The organism is Stenotrophomonas sp. SKA14 (genome assembly GCF_000158575.1).
GTDB classification, from domain to species: Bacteria; Pseudomonadota; Gammaproteobacteria; order Xanthomonadales; family Xanthomonadaceae; genus Stenotrophomonas; species Stenotrophomonas forensis.
This window is the reverse complement of sequence record NZ_DS999412.1, coordinates 1514131-1539690: the sequence shown is the minus strand read 5'-3', so window position 1 is coordinate 1539690 and position 25560 is coordinate 1514131. Positions and strand designations below refer to the sequence as shown.

Sequence of the window (25560 nt, the reverse complement as noted above, 5' to 3'; positions counted from 1 at the left end):
CGGCTCTACTCCACCTGTTGCCGCGCGTGGCGGACCAGCTCTCGGGCGCCCAACAGCAAGCCGTCCACCACATCCGGGCTGAGCTGCTGGTGGGCACCGCCCTGCTCGCGTGCGGCTGCAGCGGCGTGCAGCACCTGGACCAGCACATCCAAGCCCGCCAGCGTGCGCCCGAGCCCAGCCCGGGTTGCGGCCTGCGCGGGGCTGAGACCCTGCGCATCACACCGCCGGCCGTCCGGGCCGTCATGGCCATCCATGCGGGCCAACAGCGTCGGCAACAGGTCTTCAGGGTCATCGAGCAGGGCTTCGAGCCGCTCGGCCGCATTGGCAGGCAGTCGGTTGACGGCATCGCCAATGAGGGCGGAAAGATGGGGAAATTCGGGGCGTACGGACATGGTGAGTTCCTCGCAGACGGCAAGCCACCTGCAGAAGCAAGGTGGCGGACGGTGCGGGTTGGCGTACCGGACAACTCCCAGATGGATGAAAACTCCGGCGGATCCTGACGAATCCCCACGCACCGTCCGCCATAAGACAGACGCGGTGCATTGTCCGCGACGCCGTGCAGGGCATCGGAAGCTTTCCATCTTGGAGTTGATTTCAGGACGCCAATCCCGGCCAAGGCACCCGCCCCGGCCCAGCCATCACGCCACCTCACAAAGCGCATTTCTGTAGGGAAAATCGCCACTGCAAGGATTCGTGCAACGACACACGCCCGAGGCGCGCAACGCATCACATAGGTGTCGCGATGCACCTCGGTGCTGAGGCGCACCAGTAGCGCCGAGCACGCCGGTTACGACACTCCGCGCGCGCCCTAGGCGGCCGCCTCCTCCGCACGCTGCGACCTGCGCGCCGATGCCTCGGCCACCGTCACACCGGGCGGATTGAGATAGCAGGTGCGCCAGCGCAGATAGCCCCACTGCCAGTGGTACTCGCGCCCGGTCAGCTGCAACGCCTCATCGAAGTCGTCAGGGCGCTGCCGCCAGTCAGTCAGCGCTTCCAGCTCCTGCACCGACATTCCCAACGGCACCCGTGGCTGGAACATCTGCCCGGAGCGTTGGATGCGCTCGCGCTCCTGCCGATGGGACCGCTCAATCGCATCCAGCTCGCGCATCCGCTGCTGATACGCCTCACGCTCGCGCCGCTGCACGTGAACCCACTCGTCATCGTCCAGCCCGAACGGCTTGAACCACGCCCGCGAGTCGTGCACGTATCCATCCAGAAACGCTGCCACGGGCGCCGGCGGGGCCTGCCGCGAGTCCCAGATCGCTTGGATATGGCCATCCAGCCACTGCTGTTCCTTTTTGCCCCGCAACCTCGCCTGCACGAAATCCTGCACGGGAATACCCTGGAACCGAGGCGGCGTGGCCATGCCGTGGTGGGCAGCGAAAGGTTCCTCGGTGCGCAGGCGGGCCGTGGCGTTGTTGTAGCGCATCGCCCGCGCCTCCTGTACCAGCTCGGCATTGCCGCCGCCCAGGTCCGCGCGGTCCTGCGCAGGCGCCTGCAGGTAGCCCGGCAGGCGATCGAAGTCATCCAGATGCTGCCGACGCCACAGCAGGTACTGGCGATAATGGGCATACATCAGCACCGCGGTGCGGTTGGCCTTGGAGGCGGGGGTGCTGGCCGGCAGGAACGGCGCCATCGCCTGCAGGTACGCGTTGTAGTGCTGGCGCAGTTTCGGGGAGACCTCGAACTGAGCGGCGGTTTCCTTATCCGCTTCGTCCATCGGCAGCAACGGCACCCCTGCTGCCAGCGCATGCCGGTACATGTCGCATAGCGGAATCTGCGAAAGCTTGTCGGCATCCTTCGGCGAACGCCCCTGCTCACCGGGCGTGTAGCCGCCGCCCACATCCGAATGTACCCCGGGGTAGATGATCTGCTCGCAGTTCGCGCCGTCCACCAGGTCCACCGGGAACGAACCGCGTACTTCATGCGCAGCCACCATATGCACACAGCGGCGTACATCGGCTGGAATGCGCAGGTCTTCGGCCGACGCCCAACCACCGTGGCCATCGAACATCGACTCAAAGAAGCTCTGCGCGGCACCTACCGACGCGACCGTATCGAACAAGCCGACGAAATCGATCTGCACCGGAATTCCACACAAGCGCAGGGGCCCGGGGCCTGGGTCGCACGCATCGCCGAGCCAGTTGCAGAACACGCGCGCCTCGGTAGCGCCGCGCGAGAATCCGAACACCGATAAACGGATGCGGTCTACCCGGGGATTCTGCTGCTGGAACGGGGCGACCTTCTTGGCCAGAAAGGCACGGCGCTCCTGCAACACCGCGCGACGCGAGGTGTGATCGGCACGCGCCAGATGGGTACCACGCACCCGTTGCAGCGCACCGACCATGTTCCAGAAGCCGCCGCTCAGCGAGTTGCGAAGATCGATTTCCTCTTGCCCCTGGTTGACCGCTAGGTAGTTGGACAGCGACATCCGCGCCGCCTGCGCCAAGCGCTCTACGTCCTGCAGGTGCAAGCGGAGATCGGCACTCATCTTGCGCGCGATGGGGACGGTGGAATCGAAGCCCATCGCGGTCGTGACGGTTGTCTCTGCAAAATGGGTCAAGAGGTGGTCCTGGACCTTCATCAGCATCCAATTCACCCGCCCCTCGCCGCCCCAGCCCGCTGCCGCGCCGGCACGGGCATGCCAGCCGGTACCGGTGTCGCCAATTTCTCTCAGCGCCTCGGTGCCGACGCCTTGGATGTAGCTCGCAAAATTGGTTGGCCGACGACCAATTCCTTTGGCTCGCCCTAGATCATAGACGTCGAAGAGTCGAGACACATTGCTCTCGCTCATGTCCTTACGCTTCTTCGATGCCAGCCTGTGATTACGAGTCCCATCGAAGAAGCAGCCCATTGACACGTCTACTCCGCAATCCGTTTCAGTCCCCATGCGGGAAGAGGAGTATCTCCCTAGCTCAGTCAAACTGAGTTGCGTCGAAGGATCTGACACCGGAGGCGCCACATTTACTCTCATTCTGCCACCCCGCCCCTTGCCGTCACCTCAAGAAATCCATTGATCTTTTCTGGATCACGCTCGCTGTCGGCAAAATCAAGATCGTAAGCAAATTTAGGGAATCCCGGAAAATATGGCGTAGCTATGACCCTTACCTCATCATCAGGGAAATACATAAAGAAGATGAAACCATCCAAGAAGGGCTTGTAGCGCGGCACAAAGATCTCCTTCTCAATATAGCTATGCGGATCCTTAAGGAACATGCTACTCGTACGGTAAGCAACCGTTACTTTCAGGCCCGGATGCCAAAGCCGAGGAAGCGTCACGCAGCAGGTTCGGCCATTGCTACTGGCTCGGGCACGCATCGCACCACCCCACGCATCATTGATGAAGACTTTTCCTAATCCTTCATCAGAGTAGTTCGCAATTCCAATCATCAGATGCATTTCTGACGGCGCGTCGGTGATATCGTGGCCAGACGCAGCGTCAATGATGCGTGGCTTCGGAGGACTGGGCGGTGGTGGACCCATCCTGAAATCCATAAACTTCAGCATCAGGCCAGTCAAGGCAAACAGCGCCAGCCCGAGCAGAGCAGCCCTGACAAGCACCTTCTTCACAACAGCTATTCGCTCAAGGTTGCTCATTCGAATGCACCCTCGGTTACAGGAGATGCGTACACGTTCACCCGCCCCCTGTCGCCTGCTGTCACTTCAAGAAATGCGCGGACCTTTACCCGGTCACGCTCGGAATGTGCAAAGTCAATGTCGTACGCGAACTTTGAGTATCCAGGCTCGTACGGCGTCGCAACAACTCGCACGTGATCGCCGGGAAAGTACATAAAATATATATACCCACCAAGAAATGGCTCATAGCGAGGCACTATCACATCTCTTTCCGCGTAGCTGCTGGGATCATTCAGGAACATGCTACTGGTGCGATATGCCACTGACACTTTCAGTCCCGGATGCCAAATACGAGGGAGCGTCACGCAGCAGATGCGTCCGTTACTGCTCGCGCGTGGTTGCATACCGCCCCCCCAAACATCATTGATGAAGACTTTCCCCAGCCCTTCGTCAGAATAGTTGGCGATGCCAATCATTAGATGCATCTCTGGCGATGCATCAGTAATGTCGTGACCAGAAGCAGAGTCGATGATGCGTGGCTTCGGAGGACCGGGCGGTAGTGGTCCAATCCTGAAGTCCATGAACTTCAGCACCAGACCTGCCACAGCAAGCAGCGCCAGTCCAATCAGAATCACCCTCGTCAGAAACTTCTTCATGGCGTCTCATCTTCGCCATGGCGCCCATTCCTCACGGCAACCTCCTTGATCGTCATCCGATGCGCCAGCGCGGGGTGATCGATGCCTCGGCGTGCCAAACGTGCCAGCACGTGCTCCGCGCAGCGATGCACCTGCGAGGGCAGCGTGGCGTCCGGGCGCAGCACGGGCCGCTGCAGAATGAAGCGCGTGATGGCATCGGCCTGGCTTCCGCTCCGTAGTGCGGCCTCCTGAGCCGCAGTGAACGTCAGTGGCCTGGCGTCGGCATCGAACGGCACTCCCCCCTTGCCGGTCACGCACATCCAATCTCCGATGCGGGTAGGCAGGTGCCAGTCGTGTAGACCGCCCAGTACGCGTGTCCGCTGCGCATCGTCCAGCGCATCCAGCAGACGGGCGGCGGCACGCCCATCGGCCCAGCGCAGCAACCACGGCTGGCCGGTGCTGGAACGACCCTCCCAGATGCCCCGGAGATGTTCGGCCAATGCATGCGGGTCGCCGGTGCTGCGCAGCACCGACAGCATCGGCGCGCCGTTGCTCAGGTCCAGCAGCGCCTGCCAGCAGCGTTCGCGTGCTCTGGCTTCGTCCGGCAGGACCACCAGGCATGGCGACAACCGGTCCAACCCTTTGCCGGTATAGCGATGCGTAAACAGCGGCACCACGTCAACGGCCAGCGCGCGCAGCTGCGTCCAGGCGTCCGGCGCGAATGCCATGTCCAGCAGCGCACAGGCGGGCCGCGCGTCCACACACTGGTCGCCGGGGGCCTGCCACGGCAACCGGGAATGCCGCCACGGATCGATCCACGGGGCGTCAGCCATTCTTCGCAGACCATGGCAGGCCGGCCTGCATCGCCTTCAGCAGGCACTCCACGCAGACCGTCTGTGCGAACTGCGGTAGCGGAAACAGCTCCTGCACCGGACCGGTGAAGTGCCGGTTGCCGGCTTTGATGGTCAATGTGCCTGGACAGCTCACCCGCAGGTGCCCGTCCGCCAGGGTGATCGAAGCGCCGCCGGCCGTTGCGATGTGCAGCGTGTTGCCTGCCGCCAGTTGCGCCTCCCCGTGCTGGCTGGCCGCCACCAGCCCAGCGCGCGCCTGCAGGTGCACGGCGTCTGCCTGCGCCTGCATATCAAGCACCTGTTGGCCAGCCACCACGCTCAACCCGGCACTCCCCGGAGTGCGTGTCGCGCCAGCCAGCACGCCGATGGCCTGGCGGCACTGCCAACGCCCATGGCCGGCAACGGTCACCGCCGAACTGCCGCCACTGGCCAGCAGCGTACTGTGCCCCACCCCCAGCTGGATCGCCTGCCCGGCCACCTGGCAGATGCCTGCCGGTGCGGACAGGCCCAACACCGCCGACCCGGTTGCAGGGATGTCTTCGTCAGCGCCCTGCAGCCGCTGCGATGCCGCCACGCTGTCGGCCAGGGTCTGCAGCACGCTGGCACCGTCGCCGTCGGCGGCGTGGCCGCGCAGCCGCACCGTACGTTGCTGGCGTGCAGATTCATCAAAGGAGTGCGCCAGCACGAGCGTCTGCCGCAACAGCGCGACCGGCGCAGCGCGCAGACCAGCCGGGGTGGACGCAGAGCGCTGCATGCTGTCCAGCCACAGGCCTGCCGTGGCACGCACGGCGCCCCACGCGTCGCTGCGCAGCTCGAATCCACTTCCGCGCAGGCTGCCGCGGAAGTTGTGCTGCAGGTGACGCAGATGACCCATGCTGATCGCGCTGTGGCATTGCGTTGTGCCAAGCCGTACCTGCAGCTGGTCGTCGCTGTCGTCGAACTCGAGACTGTTGCCGCCATGGCCGTCCCAGCTCTGCGAGCTGATGCCCCATACGGCGCCGGCATTGCGCTGGGCCGATTCAGCCGCGCCTGCAGCATGCCAGCGTGGGGCGTTGCCACCGGCCAGGTTGTTCTGGGCACTGCTGCCAGCATCGCTGGACAACGCCAGCGCTTCAGCGCGTGACTCGCCCTGGCCGTTGTAGAGCGCACCCATCACGACGGGGCGGCAGAGGTCGCCGTTGATGAAGTCCACCATCACTTCCTGGCCGACGCGGGGCAGGAATTGGCTGCCCACGCCGGGGCCGGCAAAGGTCTGGGCGACGCGCAGCCAGCCGCTGTCGGCCCTGCTGTCGGTGGCAAAGCCGAACCGCACACGGATGCGCCCGTTGCTGTCCATATACAGCGGTGCACCGTCATCGCCGCCGAGCACGGTGGCCAGTTGTGGGCCGGGGGCCGTCGACCGCCCAGCCCTGCCATCCGGAGAACGTCGCCATCGACGGTCGTACGGCATGGCCTCGAAGCGATTGGCATAGCCCAGCCTCTGCGCGCGGTCGGCAGGCACGGTGTCGGGCAGTGCGTGCAGCGGCAGGTGCTGCTGCAGTTCGAGAACCTCAGGCAGCGTGTTGACCGCTGCGTGCTGCACCGCTGTAAGCAGCAACGCGGGTACCGCTCGCTGGCCGGGCTCTGGCAACACCTCGAATGCGTAGCCGGGCTGGAAGTCCGGCTCGGTGCCTTCGCCGGTCCAGCGCCGCTGCTCACACAACGCGGTTTCGGTGTCGCGCATCACCTCGGCCAAGGCCTCGCGCGAGGTCTCCCACGCCGCGTGGCGTGCCGGCGAATAGTCCTCCAATGGGCCACTGGCCACAGTGCGCACAGGCAGGCTGGCCGAAACCACACGCAACGGATCGTCCAGATCTGCTACCCGGGTCATGTGGGTCGGCACGACGCGACAGGTCTCATGCAACAGCGCGATGCCCGCGTCATCGGGCACGCGCTGGGTCTGGTGCAGCCGCCGGGGCCGTGACAGCAGCGAGCATCGGGTACTGTCGCCGAAGATCATCAGTGTATGCCCGCCCGGTACATCGGGCAGCGTGCGGATGCACCAGCCCAGGCCTTCATCGGCCATCAACTGCTGCAGGAAAGCCATGTCCGATTGGCGGTACTGCACACGATAGCCCCGGCAGCGGCGGTCGATTGCAGCAGTACTTCCAACGTGCCAGGACCAATGCGCCAGCGGCGCGTGCACCGAGAGCACGGTGCTGATGATGCTGGCCACGTCCTGATCCTGGAACACGCGACTGTGGCGGCTGTCATGCAGCCAGGCGGTCCAGTCGGCCAAGTGCACGCGGTACCGCACGAGACGGCCTGCGCAGGCCAGGCGCTCGACACTACGGATCAGCCCTACCCGGACAACGTCTGTACCGTCCGGCAGGCGTGTGGTGATGCTTGCCGGCCGGGTCACCCAATCATCCAGGCTGTGCTCGCATGGCTCGCCCAGCAGATCGATCTGGCAGCGCAGGCCTTCGGACAACGATTCGCTGCCGTGCCAGCGCTCCACGATCAACCGCAATGCGGTGGGACCGCAGAATCGGTGGACGCGCGACGACGCCTCGTGGGCAGCAACGAACGATGATCGGTGATCCATGGCAGTTCCTTGACAGACACAGCGCGCGAAGAAACGCGCTTTCCATGCTTCAAGCCTTGGCGGATCAATGCCGGGGACGCAATCCGAAAAGTTTCTGAAAAGCGTCGAAGATCAATTTCTGCCCGGTATTACAGCGCTTGCACGATGCATCGCGGGGGCGTGCAGCCGTTGCCGAGCCGCCAGGAAGGCGGAATACGACAGCGGCTGCGGGGCGGCACCTGAGGCGCGACGACTATTGCAGCGTCGCCGAACCCCGATTCCTTTCGGCCTGCAACTGCCGTTGTGCGTGGCAGGTCAGCTCCCGCGCAGCCAGCAGCAGGCCACTCATCGCATCGGCGGGCACGACCTGCGACGGGCTTCCCCGGGTGCGCGCGACATGCACGGCATACATCATCCGGGTCAAGCTCGTGATTCCTGCGACGGTGTGCCGGATGCCTGCCAGCGTGCCAGCCTCCGGGGAACTCAGCCCGGTGCGCTGCGTAGAACCGTCGATGTCCATCTGCCCCTTCAGCATCGGCATCAGGCCATCGGGCCCGGACAGTACGTCCTCGACGCGCTGGGCGATGTCGACGGACAGCTGGCTGATCGATTCGCCGACCAGTTGATACAGGTTCGGGTAATGGGTGCGGTATGACATGGCGCAGCTCCTGGCGGACGGCGGGTGATCCCGGCAGAAGCATCTGACTGTCTGCACGTCGGTCCGTCAGGGGGCAAATGCGCCAACAGCGCAATCAGATCGCCGAACCGTGAGCCCTGACACGCACCAGCGCCACAACGCCCGCGGAGATCGCGAGCCGGACGGCCCCGAACAGGCGTATTCGTGCTGCGTACGACAGTGGATTCGCGCGCTGCGTGGGGCTCACGTGCCGACCAAGGTCGGCACCTACCAAAGCAGGGGCCCTTACAACGGCTTCGGCGAGAACGTGAGGGTGGCGATTACGCCGCGCTCGCCGCCCGGGCGCACGCTTACCTGCCAGCCATACAGATCGCACAGGCGGCTGACGATCGACAGGCCGATGCCGCCGCCCTGCGAATGGCCGGCATGGGTGCCGCGATAGCCCCGCTGGAACAGCTTGGCTGCATCTTCTTCGCTCAGGCCCGGGCCGCTGTCGGTCACCGAGACTGCGTTGGCGCTCACATGCACGCGCACTTCGCCATCCTGCGAGTACTTCACGGCATTGCCGATCAGATTGCCCAAGGCCACCGACAAGGCTGCCTCCGGCGCGTCGATCACCAGATCGCGTTCGCCTTCCAGCGCCAGTTCCAGCGGCTTGCCACCCAGCTGCGCACGGTGCGCATCCAGCAGCTGCTCGGCCACCCTGGCCACGTTGCTGGTGCCCTGCCCGCGCTCGTTGCGCGACAGCAGCAGCAGCGCGCCGATCAGGTCGCTGCACTGCTGTTCGGCGCGCTGGATACGCTGCAGACGCTGCAGCACCTTCTCATCCAGGCCGGGACGGGTCAGCAGCAGCTCGGTGGCGCCGCGGATCACCGCCAGCGGCGTGCGCAGTTCATGGCTGACGTCGGCATTGAACTCGCGGTCGCGCTGCACCACCTCGGTCAACCGCGAAGAATAATCATCCAGCGCCTGTGCCAGCTGCCCCACTTCATCGTCGGGGAAGCGCGGCGCCAGCGGTTCGGGATCACTGGTGCCTCCACGGTACGCGCGCAGCCGAGCCGCCAGGTCCGAGACCGGCTTCATCACCTTCGACGCCGACCACCAGCCCAGCACCAGCGACAGCACACTGAATACCAGCACCGACAACACCAGCGCGCGGTTGAGCTGTTTGCCACCGCGCACGCTGTCGGTCATGTCATAGGCAAGGAAGAACCAGGCGTCATCGCTCTTGCGCACCGCCAGCTTGTAGGCATACGGCTGCCCCTGCTCGTCGGTGCCGCTCAGGTTGTAGTTGCCGGTCTGCAGATCGGCCCATTGCGGCCAGGACTCGCGCGCTTTGTCGAACTTGTCCGCCGAGTAGGCGTATGCGCGGATCTGCTGCACCGGCACGGCGGGGTTGCGCCCCGGGTGCTCGTAGAAGCGACGCGCGTACTCTTCGATGTTGTGGTTGATCACGTCTTCCACCAACTGGTTTTCCACCCGCATGCGGGCCCAGTTGGTGGCGAACGCGAACAGTGTTGTCAGGCAGAAGCCCAACAACACGAACGAGACGATGATGCGGCTGCGCAGGCGCCGCCGGTAAGGCGTGCGCCGACGCTCCCCTTTCGCTGCCACCGAATCAGGCTTCCGGGGTGGCGATGCGGTATCCGATGCCATGGCGGGTCTGGATCAGCGGCACTTCAAACGGCTTGTCGACCACCGCACGCAGGCCATGGATGTGCACACGCAGCGAATCGGAGTCGGGCAGTTCCTCACCCCACACGCGGGTTTCCAGCTCCTGGCGGGTCACCACGGCCGGGGCCGCTTCCATCAGCGCCTGCAGGATCTTCAGTGCGGTCGGGTTGAGCTGCAGCAGCTTGCCCTGGCGACGCACTTCCAGCGTATCCAGGTTGTACTCCAGGTCGCCGGTTTCCAGCACGCGGGTCTGCACGCCCTTGCCGCGGCGCGACAGGGCATTCAGACGCACTTCCACTTCCTGCAGCGCGAACGGCTTGATCAGGTAGTCGTCGGCGCCGGAATCGAAGCCGGCCAGCTTGTTGTCCAGCGAATCGCGCGCGGTCAGCATCAGCACCGGGGTCTGCTTGCGCGCTTCATTGCGCAGCTTGCGGCAGACTTCGATACCGTCCATGCCGGGCAGGTTGAGATCCAGCACGATCGCGTCGAACTCGTGCACCACGGCCAGATGCAGGCCGGTGACCCCGTCAGCCGCGAAGTCCACCGTGTGCCCGCGGTCCTCCAGGTAGTCACCCAGATTGGCCGCAATGTCGCTGTTGTCTTCGATTACCAGAATTCTCACTGTCACCTCTAATTGACGAATTTGCCGGTGCGCTGGGCCTGGCTCATATCACGCTGTGCCCTGTCCTTCTGCCGGGCGCGCTCGGCGACGGTGGTGCACTGCGTCGTAGACCGGTTCGAACCCGTCGCCTTTTCACGTTGGCATATTAGACGACTATCCTCACGCGCCTGTGTCAAAACCGTGTTCACGATCTGCTGGTCGTTGAAGATGTCGGTTCGCACCTGTTCAGGCATCGAATCGCGGTTCGGATGCTGCTCGACGGCCGTACGCATGCGCACCAGCGCCTCGCGCACGCGGCTGCGGTCGGTCTGCTTCAATTCGCTGTAGGTCTCGCCATCGTTGAGTTCGATTTCGATGCGCTCGATCTGCTGCTGCAGCGGCTTGCCGGGGATGAAGACTTCACCGGCCTCTTTGGACGCGGAGGCGGCGGTGGCCAGGGTCAGCCCCGAGAACAGCATCGCCGACATCAGGAGGGACTTCATGACAAACGAATCCTTGTTTGAATGGATCGCTGACTGTATTCGCACCGCCTTCACGCCAGCAAGTGCCAAGCGCAGGGGCGGCGGACGGCCTAGCGGTTGCCGGGAGGCGAGAGGTCGGTGAAGGTGCGCTGGTCATGGAGCAGGGCCTTGCCCTTCTCCTCGATGCGCCGCCGTTCGGCCACGGTCATGCAGCGGCTTTTGGGCATGTTGCTGCCGGTGGTGCGCGTGTATTGGCAGACCTGCCGGCTGTCATCATGGGCCCGGGCAAGCAGGGTATTGACCCGTTCCTGGTCGTTGAAGACGTCGTTCTGGACCTGCGGCGGCAGTTCCTGCAGCGTCTTGTGGTCCCCCATCCGCTGGGTGATGCGCGCCAGTGCCTGTCGCACCTGGGCGCGGTCATCCGCAGAGATCTCACTGTAGTCGCCGTCGTCCAGGGCCTTTTCGACCTTCCGGACCTGCTCGGCCACCGGCATCTGCCGGTCCATCTGTACAACGGCTTTTTCCGGCTTGGCGACAGCCGTGCCTGCCAGCCCCAGCAACAACGCGATCATGGTGACGCGATACATCGCTTGCCTCCGATCCATCCTGGAACGATGGAGGCCACTCTACGGCCGTCACGGCGCCTCCACAAGCGGCGCGACTGGCCCATAAAAAAGACCCAGGCGGTGCCCCCGCCTGGGTCTGAAGTTGTATCCCGATACCGATCCTGCTGAGAGGCAGAGCTGCGGTTCGCTGAAGGCTACGCCCGGGCCGATTAAAGGCATGTTAAACCCGGCCTCATCAACCCATGAGATTTATAACTAACTGAATAGTCAGGGTTTTTTCAGCTTCTCCACATGCTCGATGATGCGCGTGGCCACGTCCACGCCGCACGCCGCTTCGATGCCCTCCAGCCCTGGCGTGGAGTTGACCTCCAGCACCAGTGGGCCGCGCGCGGAACGGATCAGGTCCACCCCGCACACCGACAGGCCCAGCGCCTTGGCCGAGCGCACCGCGACCTGCTGTTCGGCCCGGCTGGCCTTGGCCGCCACCGCCGTACCGCCGGCATGCAGGTTGGAGCGGAAGTCGCCCTCGGGTGCCTGTCGCTGCATCGAGGCCACCACCTGGTCGCCGACCACGAAGCAGCGCAGGTCCGCGCCCTTGGCCTCGCCGATGAATTCCTGCATCAGGAAGTTGGCGTACAGCCCGCGCAGCGCCTCGACGATGCCACGCGAGGCGCTGGCCTTCTCGGTGAGGATCACACCGCGGCCCTGGGTGCCTTCGTTGAGCTTCACCACATGCGGCGGCGGGCCGAGCATGGACAGCAGGTCGACGGTGTCGTCGGGGTTGTCGCCGAACACGGTGACCGGCATGTCGATGCCCTTGGCAGCCAGCAGCTGGTGCGCACGCAGCTTGTCACGCGAGCGCAGGATCGCATCGGACGGGTTGGGCGTGCGGGCCCCCATCAGCTCGAACTGGCGCAGCACCGCCGTGCCGTAGCGAGTGATCGAGGCACCGATGCGCGGGATGACCATGTCCACGCCGGTCATCGGCCGGCCCTTGTAGTGCATCGAGAAGCCATCGGCGGCGATGCGCATGTAGCAGCGCAGCGGGTCGAGGATACGCACGGTGTGGCCGCGCGCGCGCGCCGCCTCGACCAGCCGGCGGGTGGAATACAGGGAGCTGTTGCGGGACAGGATGGCGAGTTTCATCGCGGTGGGATCGGGCGGCAGGCGCGCAGCATAGCGCGCGCGTGTGGCGGACGGATGATGTCGCGCCGGGTGGCGCCAGCACCGCCGCACAGGCTGTGCCAAGATGGCCACGCCGGCCACAGGACAGGAACACGGCCGGCTTACACAACCCAAGGAGAACCACAGATGCGAATGGGAATTCCGCTGTTGTTGCTGTTTGGCCTGGTGGGGGGCGCCACCGAAGTGCATGCCGCGCCCACCCATGCAGTCTCCCGGCTCTATTTCGACGCCAACAACACACTGATTGGCCAGAGCCTGCGCTACTGCACCGGCAGAACCCAGCACCAGGGGGCTGCCTCACATACCAACACCCGCTGGATCGATGTCACCTATGCCTGCAACGGCGACTCGACCGAGGTGAGCTACGGAGGCTGGGTACCGGCCGACCTGCGGCAGGATTTCTGCGGCCTGTATGACGCCTGCACCTTGTTGATGCCGTGGCCGGAACACACGTTGCCCGGCCCGCTGGCGCCCGGATTCAATTCCGACTGACCGGCCGCCCCGCGGCAACGTCTCCGGCGATGGAGCCATCGTCGCCGGAGACACCTTTCGACAGTGCGATGATTTCCTCCATGCGTGCGCGCGCCTGTTGCATCTGCTCGGGCGCAAGCATCCCATGGCTGTACAGCTCCTCAAGCGAGTTGTAACCACACACACTGGCGCGGCACATGCGTTGGAGGATGGGGGAGTCGGCGCCGCACGGCACGCCTTTTCGGCAGCCCGCCAGCATCCACGCGGCCTCCTCGACGGGACTGCCCACCTTGTAGGGCTTCATTTCCTGGATGCGGTGGGAAGCGGCTTCCCCCATGATTGCCGCAAGCGCCATGTAGGCTTCGCCGTCATCCTGCATCAGCACGGCTTCGACAAACGTCTTGTGGTCCTCCACCGAAAGATCCTGATCCGCGAGGTGGAGGCCAGGCGCCGCCTGTTCGATCTGTGCAGCGAGGCTCCCCTGCTTCACCGCCAGTTCCCGGTAGCGCTTCCGATTGCGGAAGCCGCTCACAACGTCCTCGGATACTCCCTCGCATCGCGCCTTGAACCACGCTGAGCTGCGCTGGAGTGCGACCTTCTTTTCCTGTGCGATGTCCAACCCCGCGAGCGGGCCCCAGTCAGGAATGACGGCACAGTCGTCATGGATGCGGCTGAGTACAAAACTCGCGTTCGCGTCGCCACTCCTGGACAGGAGTTCAAGGTCCGCCAACAACGGTTGAACGTTTCGAGCGGTGTAGTACTTCTGATAAGCGGCGGGCGTATTTCCCCTGGCCGCCATGTTGGAACTCGCGATTTCTGTGGCGGGGATGGCAGGGGCCATTGCGGTGCGCGCTGCATGTCCGGCTTCAGAAGGGGCCGTGCTGTCCGTGCACGCTGTGGTTGTCAGTGCCAGTGCCAGCACTGGAGCCAGCAGAACCGTGTTCCATCGTGAGATGGCCCGCATCCTCATTCCTTGTCCCAACGTCATCATCCGGCGTGAAGGACATTCACTCTAGTGATGCCGCATGCCGCTCACAAGCCTGGATCGACAGGCACACGAAAGCGGGCATCGAGAGCCCGTATCTGCATTGCAAGAGAAGAAAGAAGGAGGTGCGATGGAGCGGGCGATGGGAATCACTTATGACAACCAACCCTTTGATTAATAAAGGATTTTTCTGGTTGCCCAGACCAGAAATCGCCTATCAGTATACCACCTCAACCCTCTTGACGAAAGGCGAGTTTCCAACGCCTTCCGCTGGCGGCTACCGACAGCCACGGCGATCAGGAAGTGACCGATTTTGCGATCTGCAGTGCCCTTCGCTCGAATCGCTCGGAAACAGAGTTCGCTTGTCCCTGGGGTCTATGCAGGTGCGTCACGATCTCGCAGGGGCCGTCGTCCAGCGGTCGCATGCTGATTCCCCATCCGTGGGCGCGCTTGATGCGCGATTGCGCGGATACCCCGACACCGTAGCCGGCGGAAACCCATAGCGCCATCATCTCGAAAGACGTGACGTACTGAAGATTTTTCTGGTCGGCAGGCAGGCGCGAGAGCAGCCGATGATCCAGCGAAGAACACGCCTCAGCCCTCCAGCGAAAGATCGGGTAGTCCTGTAGATCGGCGATGGTGAGCGATGCCTGATCCAGCAAGGGAAACCGCAGCGGCATCGCAACGGCCATGTGCTCAATCCACAAGGGCTGGGTTTGGATGGCCGGATCGCTCGACCCTTGAAGCGACATCCCTACGTCATAGCGGCCTTCACGAAATCCATCAAGCAACTCGTCACCTGCAACCTCAAAGAACGCGATGCTGACCTCGGGCTCTTGCGCACGTTGCAGCGCGAGCAGCGCCGAAAGTTGCGATGGCGATATGCCTGGCGCTATCGCAAGCCTGAGGTGGGCAGGTTGGCTGGTGATGTTGTCCATGGAGAACCCACAGAAGCGACGAAGCAGGTCAAGGGCAAACCAGCATCATAGTAAAGAGAGAACTTTAACGTCTATATGTTTAACGTGGTTAATTTAAGAGGATTGTTTGACGCTTCTGTCGATGCAGAAGCTTACTATTCAGCCAGGTCGCCCACCTGGCACACCCACCTATGAATCCGAACCAGCATTAGCTTTCGGGCGGGCCGTGCGTGCCGCTCGCGTCGCGCAAGGCGTCGCTCAAGACGACTTTGCATTTCAGGCTGGAATATCGCGTTCGCACATGGGCAAGATCGAACGTGGGGAGCATGTGCCGACGCTTCCCTTGATACTGAAAATTGCTGCCGCGCTCGGAATCAGCGCCAGCGAGTTGATGGCGGCGACTGAAAAGAACCTCAACTCTGGCAGTGAGCCGCCAGGCTCGCCATAACAGCCCGAGCTTCAGTAGCAGCTCTTGCCGCCCGATCAATCGCCCGAGTGCTCGTGCAGGCGCGCGATGAACCGCGCAGCCGACACCGGCAAATCCTCGCTGACGGGCCGAAGCAAGTAGGTCGTGATGACTGCGGAATCCATGGCCAGGGGGCGGATCACCACATCGGAGCGCTGGCTCGCCGCGACCCTGGTTGCCCTGATGAAGCCAACTCCGTAGCCCGCACCGACCAGGGTAAGCATCATGTCCAGCGAAGACACATGCTCGGCGACGTCAGGCTCACGCTCCAGCGGCCGCAGGAGCCGCGCCAATTCACGGTAGTAGCCTTCGTATAGCTGTGGATCGCATAAGACCAGAGGGTAGCTCGCGAGCTTGTGCAGCGGAACGGTCTTATGCGAAAGCAAGGGGTGCCGGGCGGGCACCGCGACCACCAGCGAGTCGTGCCAGAGTGGCTCAGTCAGGATGTCATCGCCGACCTCCGCAGTGTGCGCGAAGCCGATCGAGAAGTCGCCCGAGCGTAGCCCGCGCAACTGCTCGGCCAGCGGCACTTCGGACAGGCGAATTTCGATCTCTGGCTCTTCCTCGCGACAACGGGCCAGGAGGCCTGACAGCCGGGGATCGATTGCGCCGTCGGAGATGGCGATTCGAAGGCTTCCGCTCAGGCCCGACGCGACCGCCCGGACATTTTCCTGAGCCAATTTCAGCGCGGCCAACACCCTGTGCACGTCTTGCAGGAACGTTGCGCCCGCCTCGGTAAGCGCCGTACCCCGGCGGTTGCGCACGAAGAGCACCGCGCCCAGGTCGTCCTCAAGCTCCTTGATGGCGCGGGACAAGGGTGGTTGTTCGATATGCAGGCGCTCGGCGGCCCGTGTGAAGTGCAGCTCCTCTGCGAGAGCCACAAAGCAGCGAAGGTGTCGCAGTTCCATGGGCCGTGCTCCTGTTCCATATCAAGGATCTATTCGCATCAGTTTTCGTCCGCGATGGCCTGCTGGATGCACCCCATTCCACGCCGTTCCTGGTGCGCTCCGCTGGGCTGATCGCCTACTCGTCCGTGACAGATCATTCATTTGCGCCTCAAAAAATGGTTATCATAATGCAGCGTACTAGCAAACTCGCTTGGATTCATAGACGTCTTTTCAAGCAGCTCATATACTTTCTGCAGAAATCTGCATAAGCATTCGCTAACCCGAACGAGCCAACCAGGATGCCCCACGAACAGCTTGCCGATCTAACCCAGCCACAGCGTGACCGGCTCGCGTTCGTGGAGTTGCGCGTGCGCTTCATTGGGGAGATGCGCCGCCAGGACTTGGTCGCGCGGTTTGGTATCCAGTCCGCTGCTGCGTCCAGGGACCTGGCGCTGTACAAGGAACTCGCCCCCGGCAACATCGACTACGACGGCAAAGGCAAGTTCTACGTCCTCGGTCCGAGCTTCCAGCCGATCTTCGATTTCCCGCCCGAGCGAGTGTTGTCGTGGCTGACACAGGGGTTTGGCGACGGTGAGCCGATGCACATCAAGGCCTGGGTGGCCAGCGAGAGCCCGTCCCGGCTCACCCACCCTGACCTGGACATCCTGGCGAGCGTGACCCGTGCCATCCACTATGAATGCCCGATGGGGATCGAGTACCACTCCATCTCCAGTGGCCGCACCGTGCGGGAGATCGTCCCGTTCGCGTTGATTGACAACGGCCTGCGCTGGCACGTCCGTGCCTTCGACCGCAAATCGCAGGAATTCCGGGATTTCGTCATCACCCGGATCAAGCGTCCTGTGGTGCGCAAGGGGCAGCCCGTGGCGCCCCACGAGATGAGCGATCAGGACATTCAATGGACACGGATCGTCGAGCTGGAGCTGGTTCCTCACCCGGATCAGCCCCGGCCAGAAATCACTGAAATGGACTACGGCATGCGAGGCGGCGTGCTGCACATGAAGCTGCGCGCCGCCACCGCTGGCTACATCCTGCGCAAATGGAGTGTGGACTGCTCCCCCGACCATAGCCTGCGCGGCCCTGAGTACCGGCTTTGGTTGAAGGACCACCTCGCCATCTACGGCGTGCGCAATGCAGTGCTGGCGCCGGGGTATGCATCGCCGAGTGCAGAAACGTCGATTGCTGACTGAACGGAAACGACCATGAAGCTGATCCAAAACACCGGAACACAGCGCGTCATCGACTTGATGCAGCCCCACCTCAAGCACGGCAACCGACTCGACTGTGTAACGCCTTCGTTCTCTCTCTACGCCTTTGCAGAAATCCGGGAGGCGTTGTCCGCTCTGGATCGAGTCCAATTGATCGTGCCTCCCGATAACGAGGCACTTGCCCTCCTGGGCTCGGCAGGCGACCGCGCTTCACGCAATCGTCTGCAGGCACGTTGGCTGGCCAATCAGTGCGCGAAATGGATCAATGAGAAAGTGGCGCTTCGGCGAGCATCAGGATCGGTGCCGCAGGGGGCCGCCGTCATGCGCGGTCCGGACGGGGCCCCTGCACAAGTGGTCCTGGGCTCGTTCGCCTTCAGTACGTCTGGCCTTGGCCTGACGCCGGGCAACCCGCTGAACCTGATCCAGGCATCAGAAACGGCCGATGAAGCCGCGCAACTCGCCCAATGGTTCGATCAACAGTGGTCAGGCCTGCAGGGTGCTGCTGCCACCGACTCCAAGGACTACAGCAACGAGAGCGAATCCGTTCTTGAAGCACTGCAGGCCCTGGGCGAGCACCGTGACCCCTTCACCATCTACACCTTGATGCTGCACCGCCTGTTTCAGGACAGCGGTGACGAGATGGACGAGGAGCGCATCGTCAAGTCCGCCACCGGCATCCGCAATACCGTGGTGTGGAAAAAGCTCTTCAAGTTCCAGCGCGACGGTGTGGTGGGTGCCATCGACAAGCTGAACCGCTTTGGCGGCTGCATCATCGCCGACAGCGTGGGGCTGGGCAAAACCTTCGAAGCCCTGGCCATCATCAAGTATCACGAACTGCGCAACGACCGCGTGCTGGTGCTGGCGCCCAAGCGCCTGCGCGACAACTGGACGCTCTACAAGGCCAACGACAAGCGCAACATCCTTGCGGCTGATCGGTTCAACTACGACGTGCTCAACCACACCGACCTGTCGCGCGATGGCGGGGTGTCTGGTGACATCGACCTGTCACATGTGAACTGGGGCAACTACGACCTGGTAGTGATCGACGAGTCGCACAACTTCCGCAACAAGGCCACACACAAGGGCAAGGAATCGCGCTACGACCGCCTGATGCGACGCATCATCCGTGAAGGCGTCAAGACCCGCGTGCTGATGCTCTCCGCCACACCGGTGAACAATCGCTTGGCCGACCTGCGCAACCAGATTGCCTTTGCCACCGAAGGCGATGACGCCGCTCTGCTGGAGCATGGCATCGCCAGTATCGAGGCCACGACCCGCAAGGCGCAGGCGCAATTCAATCGCTGGCTGGCGTTGGACGAAGCTGAAAAGACCCCCACCCGGTTGGTTGAAATGCTGGGGTTTGACTACTTCACCCTGTTGGATCATCTCACCATTGCCCGCTCCAGGCGGCATGTGGAGAAGTACTACGGCACCAGCGAGACCGGCCGCTTCCCCGACCGACTGCCGCCCATCAACATCAAGGCCGACGTGGACCTTGCGGGCGAATTCCGTGCCATCCGCGACATCAACCAGGAAATCCGCCGACTCACGCTCGCCAGCTACGCGCCGCTGCGCTATGTGCTGCCCCACAAGCAGGCCGCCTACGACGCCAAGTACAGCACCCAGGTGCGTGGCGGCGAAAGTTTCTTCCGTCAGGCGGATCGCGAAGAAAGCCTGATCCACCTGCTGCGTGTGAACGTGCTCAAACGCATGGAAAGCTGTGTTTCGTCCTTCACCCTGACCGTACAGCGCCAACTCAAGGATGTAGAGAACACCCTGACACGCATCGAATCCCATGCCGAAGCGCTGGAGGAAATCGACATTGCCGACGTCGATATCGACGACCCGGCATTCGAGACCTTGTTGGTCGGGCGCAAGGTCAAGGTGCTGCTGGGCGATGTGGATCTGATTCGCTGGAAGCAGGACCTGCTGGAAGACCGCAACCGTCTGGCGACCCTGCTGGCGGCAGCGCGCCAAGTGGATGCCGCTCGCGATGCCAAGCTGGCAGCCTTGCGCGACATGATTGCCCGCAAATGCGCCCAGCCCATCAACAGCCACGATGGCAAAGCCAACCGCAAGATCATCGTGTTCACCGCCTTCTCGGACACGGCGCACTACCTCTACGCCCAGCTCGCCCCCTGGGCCAGGGATACGCTGGGCATGCATGCGGCGGTCGTCACCGGCAGCGCCGGCATCCAGGTCACGTTGCCGGGCCTGCGCAAAAGCATGGGCAATGTGCTTTCGGCCTTCGCCCCGCGCGCCAAGGAGCGCCCGCAAGACATGGCGGGTGAAGGCGAGATCGACTTGCTGATCGCCACCGATTGCATCTCCGAAGGGCAGAATCTGCAAGACTGCGACTGGCTGATCAACTACGACATTCACTGGAACCCGGTGCGCATCATCCAACGCTTCGGGCGTATCGATCGCATCGGCTCGCCCAACCAGCGCATCCAGTTGGTGAACTTCTGGCCCAACATGGAGCTGGAGGAATACATCAACCTGGAACAGCGCGTCAGCGGCCGCATGGTGCTGCTCGATGTCTCGGCCACCGGCGAAGAAAACCTGATCGAACAGCAGTCCGGCAACGCCATGAACGATCTGGAGTACCGGCGCAAGCAACTGCTCAAGCTGCAGGACACGGTGATCGACATGGAAGATCTGTCCACCGGCGTGGCGATCACCGACCTCACCCTGACCGACTTCCGCATCGACCTCGCGCAGTTCCTTAAAAGCCACCCCGGCAAGCTGGACACCCAGCCGCTGGGGGCTTTTGCGGTCACCACCACGCTGGATGCCGACATTCCCCCTGGCGTGATCTTTTGCCTGCAAGCCTGCGGCCCGACGGCAAAATCCGCCGCGTCGTCCGACTACCCGCTCGCGCCGCACTACCTGGTGCATGTCGGCGATGACGGCCACGTATTGCTGCCCTACCCGCAGGCCAAGCGCATCCTGGATCGCCTCAAGCGCCTGGCGCTGGGGCGAGAACGGCCGGATGACAGTGCCTGCGCGCGCTTCGACAAGGCGACAAAAAGCGGTGAGGACATGCGCCACGCCCAGAAGCTGCTCGCGGCGGCCGTGGCATCCGTCGCCGGCAAGCATGAGGAACGGGCCGTTGCCAGCCTCTTCACACCTGGCGGCACGCACGCCATGAAGGGCGAGTTCGCTGGCAGTGACGACTTCGAGGTGGTGGCATTTCTCGTCGTGCTGCCCGATGAGCAAAGTATTTGATTACAAGGACCCGCATGAGCTTTCGCACCGCCGAACCCGCATTGAAAGATGTCCTCGATGGAATCGCATCGGGGCAGATCCAGCTTCCGGACTTCCAACGCGGCTGGGTGTGGGATGACAACCATATTCGGTCGTTGATCGCGAGCCTCTCGCTGTCCTACCCGATCGGCGCGGTCATGTTTCTGGAAGCAGGTGGGGTACCGTTCAAGCCCCGACTGTTTGCCGGCGTCAACCTGCAGCCTGCGCCTACTCCAAAGACCCTCGTACTTGATGGTCAGCAACGCCTGACCTCGATGTACCTGGCGCTGCGCAGCGGCCAGCCCGTGCCGACGCGCACGGAGAAAGGCGCGAACATTCGCCGCCTGTATTTCCTTGACATGGCCCAATGCCTGGACGAATCGGCAGACCGCGAAGAAGCCGTTCTCTCGGTGCCGGAGACGCTGCAAGTCACGTCCGATTTCGGTCGCAAGGTTGAGCTGGACGTCAGCACGCCAGACTTGCAATACAGCCAACGCCTCTTCCCTGTGGCATTGCTTTTCGATATTCAGGGTTTCATGGCTTGGGAAAGCGGCTTCAGCGCCCATCACCAGTTCGCAGCGGAAGCGATGCAGTTCATGCAACGATTCCGCAACGACATCTGGCTACGCTTCCAGCAGTTCAAGGTTCCCGCCATCGAACTGACCCAGGACACGCCACGCGAAGCCGTGTGCCAGGTGTTCGAGAAGGTCAATACCGGCGGCGTGACGCTCACCGTTTTCGAGCTGATGACGGCCACCTTCGCAGCCGATGAATTCAATCTGCGTGACGACTGGGAGGCCCGGCGGGATCGGCTGACCGCCAAGCATGACGTGCTCAAGGCGGTGGATGGCACCAGCTTTCTCACCGCAGTGACTCTGCTAGCCAGTTATCAAAGGCACAAGGCACAGGGCACGCCCGTCAGTTGCAAGCGCGCCGACGTGCTGCGGCTGCCGTTGGCGGATTTCAAGGCGTTCGAACCCGCGCTGGAGCAAGGGTTCAAGCGCGCAGCAGAGTTGCTTGCAGAAGAAAAAATCTTCGACGACCGAAGCCTTCCCTATGCCACACAGCTCATACCGTTGTCGGCCATCTGCGCTCACCTGGCAGACCGCACGACGCAACACGGCGTCAAACAGAAGCTGCTGCGCTGGTACTGGAGTGGTGTGCTTGGCGAACTGTACGGTGGCGCCAACGAAACCCGTTTTAGCATGGACATCCAGGATGTGGTCGCCTGGGTCGAAGGCGGCAGCGAACCGCGCACGGTCCGCGATGCCAACTTCGCACCGACAAGGCTGCTCTCCCTGCAAAGCCGCCTCGCTGCGGCCTACAAAGGGCTGGCCGCCTTGCTCATGAAGCACGGTGGCCGTGATTTCGCCAGCGGCACGCCCATTGATCTCAATACCTACTTCAACAACGCCATCGACATCCACCACGTCTTTCCCCGCGCCTGGTGCGAAAAGCAGAAGCTGCCCAAGGAAAAGTGGAACAGCGTGGTCAACAAGGCTCCGCTGGCGGCAGGCACCAACCGCTTCATCAGTGGCGATGCCCCCAGCGTCTACCTCGCCCGTATCCAGAAGGCCAAGCAGGTTGCCCCCGACAGTCTCGATGAGTTCCTGACTTCGCATGTGATTCCGGTACAGGCACTTCGCTCGGACGACTTTGATACTTTCATCCGCCAACGCGCTGCTGCGCTGTTGAAGCTCATCGAACAGGCCATGGGCAAAGCCATTGCCGGACGCGACAGCGAAGAAACCATCAAGGCCTTTGGCGCGGAACTGTCGTCATGAACCGGACGGATGTCGTTGCAGCACTGTGTCTTCCCGACAGCGCACGGGTGGATCAGCGCGTCCCCAAGAAGCTGTTGCTGGAGAACGGTGCGCCCACGGCATCCGACAAGCGCCTGATCACGGACGCCATTGAAGAAATCCAGTGGCTTGCCGCACTCAAGCCCAACACCATTGGCGTACCCAGCTACCGGGACGCGCAGCGTGAATACCTGGAAGTCACCGTGCTTGGCTTGACCCTGCGTGGCACCGTCAAGCCCGCCAGTCTCGCTCGCCTTGCCGAATTGATGCATCGGGCCGTGCCGTATCCCGTGTTGCTGCTTGTGCAAGGCCAGGCACTGACCCTCTCGCTGGCGCACAAACGCTGGGCGCAGAACGAGGCAGGTAAGGTCGTGCTCGACGGCGACCCCGTGTTGGCCTCGCTGCCCCACGCAACCGAAGATACCGCCGCAGTGGAAGACGCAATAGCCCCCGAAATCGAGCGCGCCTTCGTGCAGTCCCTGTCGATTGCACGCCAACCCCAGACCACGCTGCATGCCCTTTATCAGGGTTGGATGGAGCGCGTGTGGGCCTTGCAGGCGGCACGGCTGACGGGAACCTACCAGGCTGACACAACCCCGGAACAAGCGGCTGCCCGCTGGCAGGCGCTGGCTGATTGTGAGCGGCTGGAGAACGAGATCGGCCGCCTGCGAGCGCAAGCCACCAAGGAAAAACAACTGGCGCGCCAGGTAGAACTGAACCTGACGCTCAAGCGCATCCAGGCCGAACTGGCCGCTGCGCGCCGACAACTTTGAAGATTGAACGAATGACGGAGAAGACCATGGAAAAACTCACGGCAGCCAGCCCCGAAGCCCAGTCCGCCGACTTGGTGGCGGCAAATATCGAACAGCTCAAGGCCCTGTTCCCGGAATTGATTACCGAAGGCGCGGACGGCGTGGCGGTGAATGTGGACGTGCTCAAGGCGTTGGTGGGTGATGCCAGCGTGACCGACGCCGATGAGAAGTACGGCCTCAACTGGCACGGCAAACGCCGCGCGCGGCAACTGGCGCTGACGCCCAGCACCGGCACCTTGCGCCCCTGCCCGGAAGACAGCGTGGACTGGGAGACCACCCAGAACCTGATGATCGAGGGCGACAACCTTGAAGTGCTCAAGCTGCTGCAAAAGAGCTATGCCGGCAAGGTTAAGCTGATTTATATCGACCCGCCGTACAACACCGGCAAGGATTTTGTGTACCCGGACAATTTTCAGGACAACATCAAGAACTATCTGGAACTGACCGGACAGGTAGAAGGTGGGCAGAGAATTAGCAGCAATACCGAGGCCAGCGGGCGGTTTCATACCGACTGGCTGAATATGATGTATCCACGACTTAAGCTGGCAAAAAATCTTCTTCTCGATAGTGGATTAATAATTATCTCCATTGACTCTTCTGAAGCCACTAACTTGCGGCTAATTATGGACGAAGTTTTTGGTCAAGAGAACTTCATCGGCTTACTGCCGACTATCATGAATCTGAAAGGCAATAACGATGCCTTCGCTTTCGCGGATACTCATGAATTTACAGTTGTTTATGCTCGGAATAAAGAAAAATGTGTGGTTTTTCAACTTCCAGTGTCAGAGGAATCGCTAGATGATTGGCTGGAAGATGAGCGTGGCCTCTACAAGCGCGCTGACACTTTAAGGCGGACAGGGCAGGATGCATCGAGGGAGCGCCGTCCTAACGGGTGGTTTCCAGTCTTTATTGACGAAAAGGGTGAAGTCTACGCGACGCTTGATGATGAGCCTCGCTCAGGTTCAGATTTAACTCTATGGCCAGTTTCAGAGGCAGGCGAAGAGCTCTCTTGGACGTGGAGCAAAAAGAAAATAAACGATGAAAACTTTAACTTGATTGTTGTTGAAGGTAGGTCAGGAAAGAATATCTACAAAAAACAACGAGCCACTCTCGGCGACCTCCCAACCAGCAAGCCCAAATCGATTCTCTACAAGCCTGAGTACAGTAGTAGTAATGGAACGGCCGAAATTTCATCGTTGCTGGGAAGCAATGTGTTCGATAGCCCTCCAAAACCTCGCTCATTAATTCGTGACTTTGTAACAATTGGTGCGTCTCCTCAGGACATCATTCTTGATTTCTTTGCTGGAACTGGAACAACTGGTCATGCAGTAATGGCACAGAATTTCTTAGATGAAGGAAACCGTAGATTTATTCTTGTTCAACTCCCCCAGTATCTCGATCCGGAGGATAAGGGGCAGAAAAATGCAGCCGAATTCTGCGACCAGATCACCAAGCCTCGTTCTATCGCAGAACTCACTAAAGAGCGCTTACGCCGCGCAGGCACCAAGATTAAGGCTGAAAGCTCTGGCTGGCAGGGCGACACCGGCTTCCGCGTCTTCAAGCTCGACACCTCCAATATCCGCGTCTGGAATCCCAAACCAGACGATCTGGAAGCCACACTATTCGACCATCAGGATCATCTGCTCGAAGGTCGCAGCGAGGCTGATGTGCTTTACGAACTGCTGCTCAAGTTGGGGCTGGATCTGTGTGTGCCCATCGAACAGCGCAATATCGAAGGCCTTCACGTCCATGCCATTGGCGGCGGCGTGCTGCTGGCGTGCCTGGCTGAGACCATCACCCGCGAACAGGTAGAGCCGCTCGCCCAGGGCATCATCGGCTGGCACAAGGCGTTGGCCCCTGCCGGTGACACCACCTGCGTGTTCCGCGACAGCGCCTTTGCCGATGACGTGGCCAAAACCAATCTCGCAGCCATTCTGGAGCAACACGGCATCCAGAACGTGCGCAGCTTGTAAGGGGG

At 62.3% G+C, this 25560-nt stretch carries 22 protein-coding genes; 7 read left to right on the top strand and 15 right to left on the bottom strand.

The genetic code is table 11. From position 1 onward, the window contains the following. Positions 1-5: 5 nt before the first annotated feature. The 12 genes from SSKA14_RS23310 to rimK all read right to left on the bottom strand — a co-directional run bounded on the left by SSKA14_RS23310 (position 6) and on the right by rimK (position 12731). Entirely contained in the window at positions 6-392 is a 387-nt protein-coding gene (locus tag SSKA14_RS23310; RefSeq protein WP_008267903.1) for a hypothetical protein, read from the bottom strand. Between the two features lie 416 nt (positions 393-808). Next, positions 809-2794: a DUF2235 domain-containing protein gene (locus SSKA14_RS07045; protein WP_232281371.1), complete on the bottom strand. Its 1986-nt coding sequence runs from the start codon at positions 2792-2794 to the stop codon at positions 809-811. A 176-nt stretch (positions 2795-2970) separates the two neighbouring features. Further along, positions 2971-3597 (bottom strand): DUF3304 domain-containing protein, encoded by a 627-nt coding sequence (locus tag SSKA14_RS22995; protein WP_083797315.1) that lies wholly within the window; start codon positions 3595-3597, stop codon positions 2971-2973. Next, complete coding sequence (locus tag SSKA14_RS22990; protein ID WP_050413349.1) at positions 3594-4232, bottom strand: DUF3304 domain-containing protein; 639 nt, start codon at positions 4230-4232, stop codon at positions 3594-3596. Before SSKA14_RS22990 ends, SSKA14_RS22995 begins: the two co-directional genes overlap by 4 nt. Further along, complete coding sequence (locus SSKA14_RS22985; protein ID WP_050413348.1) at positions 4229-5044, bottom strand: DUF4123 domain-containing protein; 816 nt, start codon at positions 5042-5044, stop codon at positions 4229-4231. Before SSKA14_RS22985 ends, SSKA14_RS22990 begins: the two co-directional genes overlap by 4 nt. After that, complete coding sequence (tssI, locus tag SSKA14_RS07025) at positions 5037-7646, bottom strand: type VI secretion system Vgr family protein (protein WP_050413347.1); 2610 nt, start codon at positions 7644-7646, stop codon at positions 5037-5039. Before tssI ends, SSKA14_RS22985 begins: the two co-directional genes overlap by 8 nt. 232 nt (positions 7647-7878) lie before the next feature. Continuing rightward, on the bottom strand, positions 7879-8283 hold the full coding sequence (locus tag SSKA14_RS07020) for a hypothetical protein (RefSeq protein WP_008267008.1): 405 nt from the start codon (positions 8281-8283) through the stop codon (positions 7879-7881). Positions 8284-8547: 264 nt separating this feature from the next. Next, positions 8548-9918: a HAMP domain-containing sensor histidine kinase gene (locus SSKA14_RS07015; RefSeq protein ID WP_040007217.1), complete on the bottom strand. Its 1371-nt coding sequence runs from the start codon at positions 9916-9918 to the stop codon at positions 8548-8550. Beyond that, positions 9881-10558 carry a response regulator transcription factor gene (locus SSKA14_RS07010; protein WP_005410804.1) on the bottom strand — a complete coding sequence of 226 codons (678 nt, stop codon included), beginning with the start codon at positions 10556-10558 and terminating at the stop codon, positions 9881-9883. The genes SSKA14_RS07015 and SSKA14_RS07010 overlap by 38 nt, the downstream gene beginning before the upstream one ends. A gap of 8 nt (positions 10559-10566) precedes the next feature. Beyond that, the gene (locus SSKA14_RS07005) at positions 10567-11040 is read right to left on the bottom strand and encodes a hypothetical protein (protein ID WP_040007214.1); all 474 of its coding nucleotides are present in this window, start codon (positions 11038-11040) and stop codon (positions 10567-10569) included. An 89-nt stretch (positions 11041-11129) separates the two neighbouring features. Next, positions 11130-11606: a hypothetical protein gene (locus tag SSKA14_RS07000; protein ID WP_008267453.1), complete on the bottom strand. Its 477-nt coding sequence runs from the start codon at positions 11604-11606 to the stop codon at positions 11130-11132. A gap of 246 nt (positions 11607-11852) precedes the next feature. Further along, the gene (gene rimK, locus SSKA14_RS06995; protein WP_005410807.1) at positions 11853-12731 is read right to left on the bottom strand and encodes a 30S ribosomal protein S6--L-glutamate ligase; all 879 of its coding nucleotides are present in this window, start codon (positions 12729-12731) and stop codon (positions 11853-11855) included. Positions 12732-12896: 165 nt separating this feature from the next. Here rimK and SSKA14_RS06990 point away from each other — a divergent pair, with 165 nt between their 5' ends. After that, positions 12897-13262: a hypothetical protein gene (locus tag SSKA14_RS06990; RefSeq protein WP_232281370.1), complete on the top strand. Its 366-nt coding sequence runs from the start codon at positions 12897-12899 to the stop codon at positions 13260-13262. Here the strand turns inward: SSKA14_RS06990 and SSKA14_RS06985 are convergent. Further along, positions 13249-14082 carry a hypothetical protein gene (locus tag SSKA14_RS06985; RefSeq protein WP_040007209.1) on the bottom strand — a complete coding sequence of 278 codons (834 nt, stop codon included), beginning with the start codon at positions 14080-14082 and terminating at the stop codon, positions 13249-13251. The two genes, SSKA14_RS06990 and SSKA14_RS06985, sit on opposite strands and share 14 nt — an antisense overlap. Before the next feature lie 440 nt (positions 14083-14522). Further along, the gene (locus SSKA14_RS06980) at positions 14523-15164 is read right to left on the bottom strand and encodes a substrate-binding domain-containing protein (RefSeq protein WP_033940883.1); all 642 of its coding nucleotides are present in this window, start codon (positions 15162-15164) and stop codon (positions 14523-14525) included. 121 nt (positions 15165-15285) lie between these two features. Between SSKA14_RS06980 and SSKA14_RS06975 the strand changes: the two genes are divergently transcribed. Beyond that, a complete protein-coding gene (locus SSKA14_RS06975; RefSeq protein ID WP_033940882.1) occupies positions 15286-15591 on the top strand; it encodes a helix-turn-helix transcriptional regulator in 306 nt (101 codons plus the stop codon). Between the two features lie 35 nt (positions 15592-15626). On the opposite strand, the gene SSKA14_RS06970 is transcribed toward SSKA14_RS06975, so the two are convergent. Then, a complete protein-coding gene (locus tag SSKA14_RS06970) occupies positions 15627-16517 on the bottom strand; it encodes a LysR family transcriptional regulator (protein WP_008268675.1) in 891 nt (296 codons plus the stop codon). 278 nt (positions 16518-16795) lie between these two features. Between SSKA14_RS06970 and SSKA14_RS06965 the strand changes: the two genes are divergently transcribed. From SSKA14_RS06965 to SSKA14_RS06945, 5 genes are read left to right on the top strand one after another with little or no spacing between them, the layout of a single operon-like run. Continuing rightward, positions 16796-17704, top strand: a complete 909-nt coding sequence (locus SSKA14_RS06965; protein WP_008267281.1) for a WYL domain-containing protein — start codon at positions 16796-16798, stop codon at positions 17702-17704. Between the two features lie 12 nt (positions 17705-17716). Next, entirely contained in the window at positions 17717-20950 is a 3234-nt protein-coding gene (locus tag SSKA14_RS06960; RefSeq protein WP_014603587.1) for a helicase-related protein, read from the top strand. Positions 20951-20964: 14 nt separating this feature from the next. Beyond that, entirely contained in the window at positions 20965-22752 is a 1788-nt protein-coding gene (locus SSKA14_RS06955) for a DUF262 domain-containing protein (RefSeq protein WP_008266060.1), read from the top strand. Next, positions 22749-23543 (top strand): DUF4391 domain-containing protein, encoded by a 795-nt coding sequence (locus SSKA14_RS06950; protein ID WP_014603588.1) that lies wholly within the window; start codon positions 22749-22751, stop codon positions 23541-23543. The genes SSKA14_RS06955 and SSKA14_RS06950 overlap by 4 nt, the downstream gene beginning before the upstream one ends. A gap of 26 nt (positions 23544-23569) precedes the next feature. Further along, the gene (locus SSKA14_RS06945) at positions 23570-25555 is read left to right on the top strand and encodes a site-specific DNA-methyltransferase (RefSeq protein WP_033940889.1); all 1986 of its coding nucleotides are present in this window, start codon (positions 23570-23572) and stop codon (positions 25553-25555) included. The last annotated feature ends 5 nt before the right edge of the window (positions 25556-25560 follow it).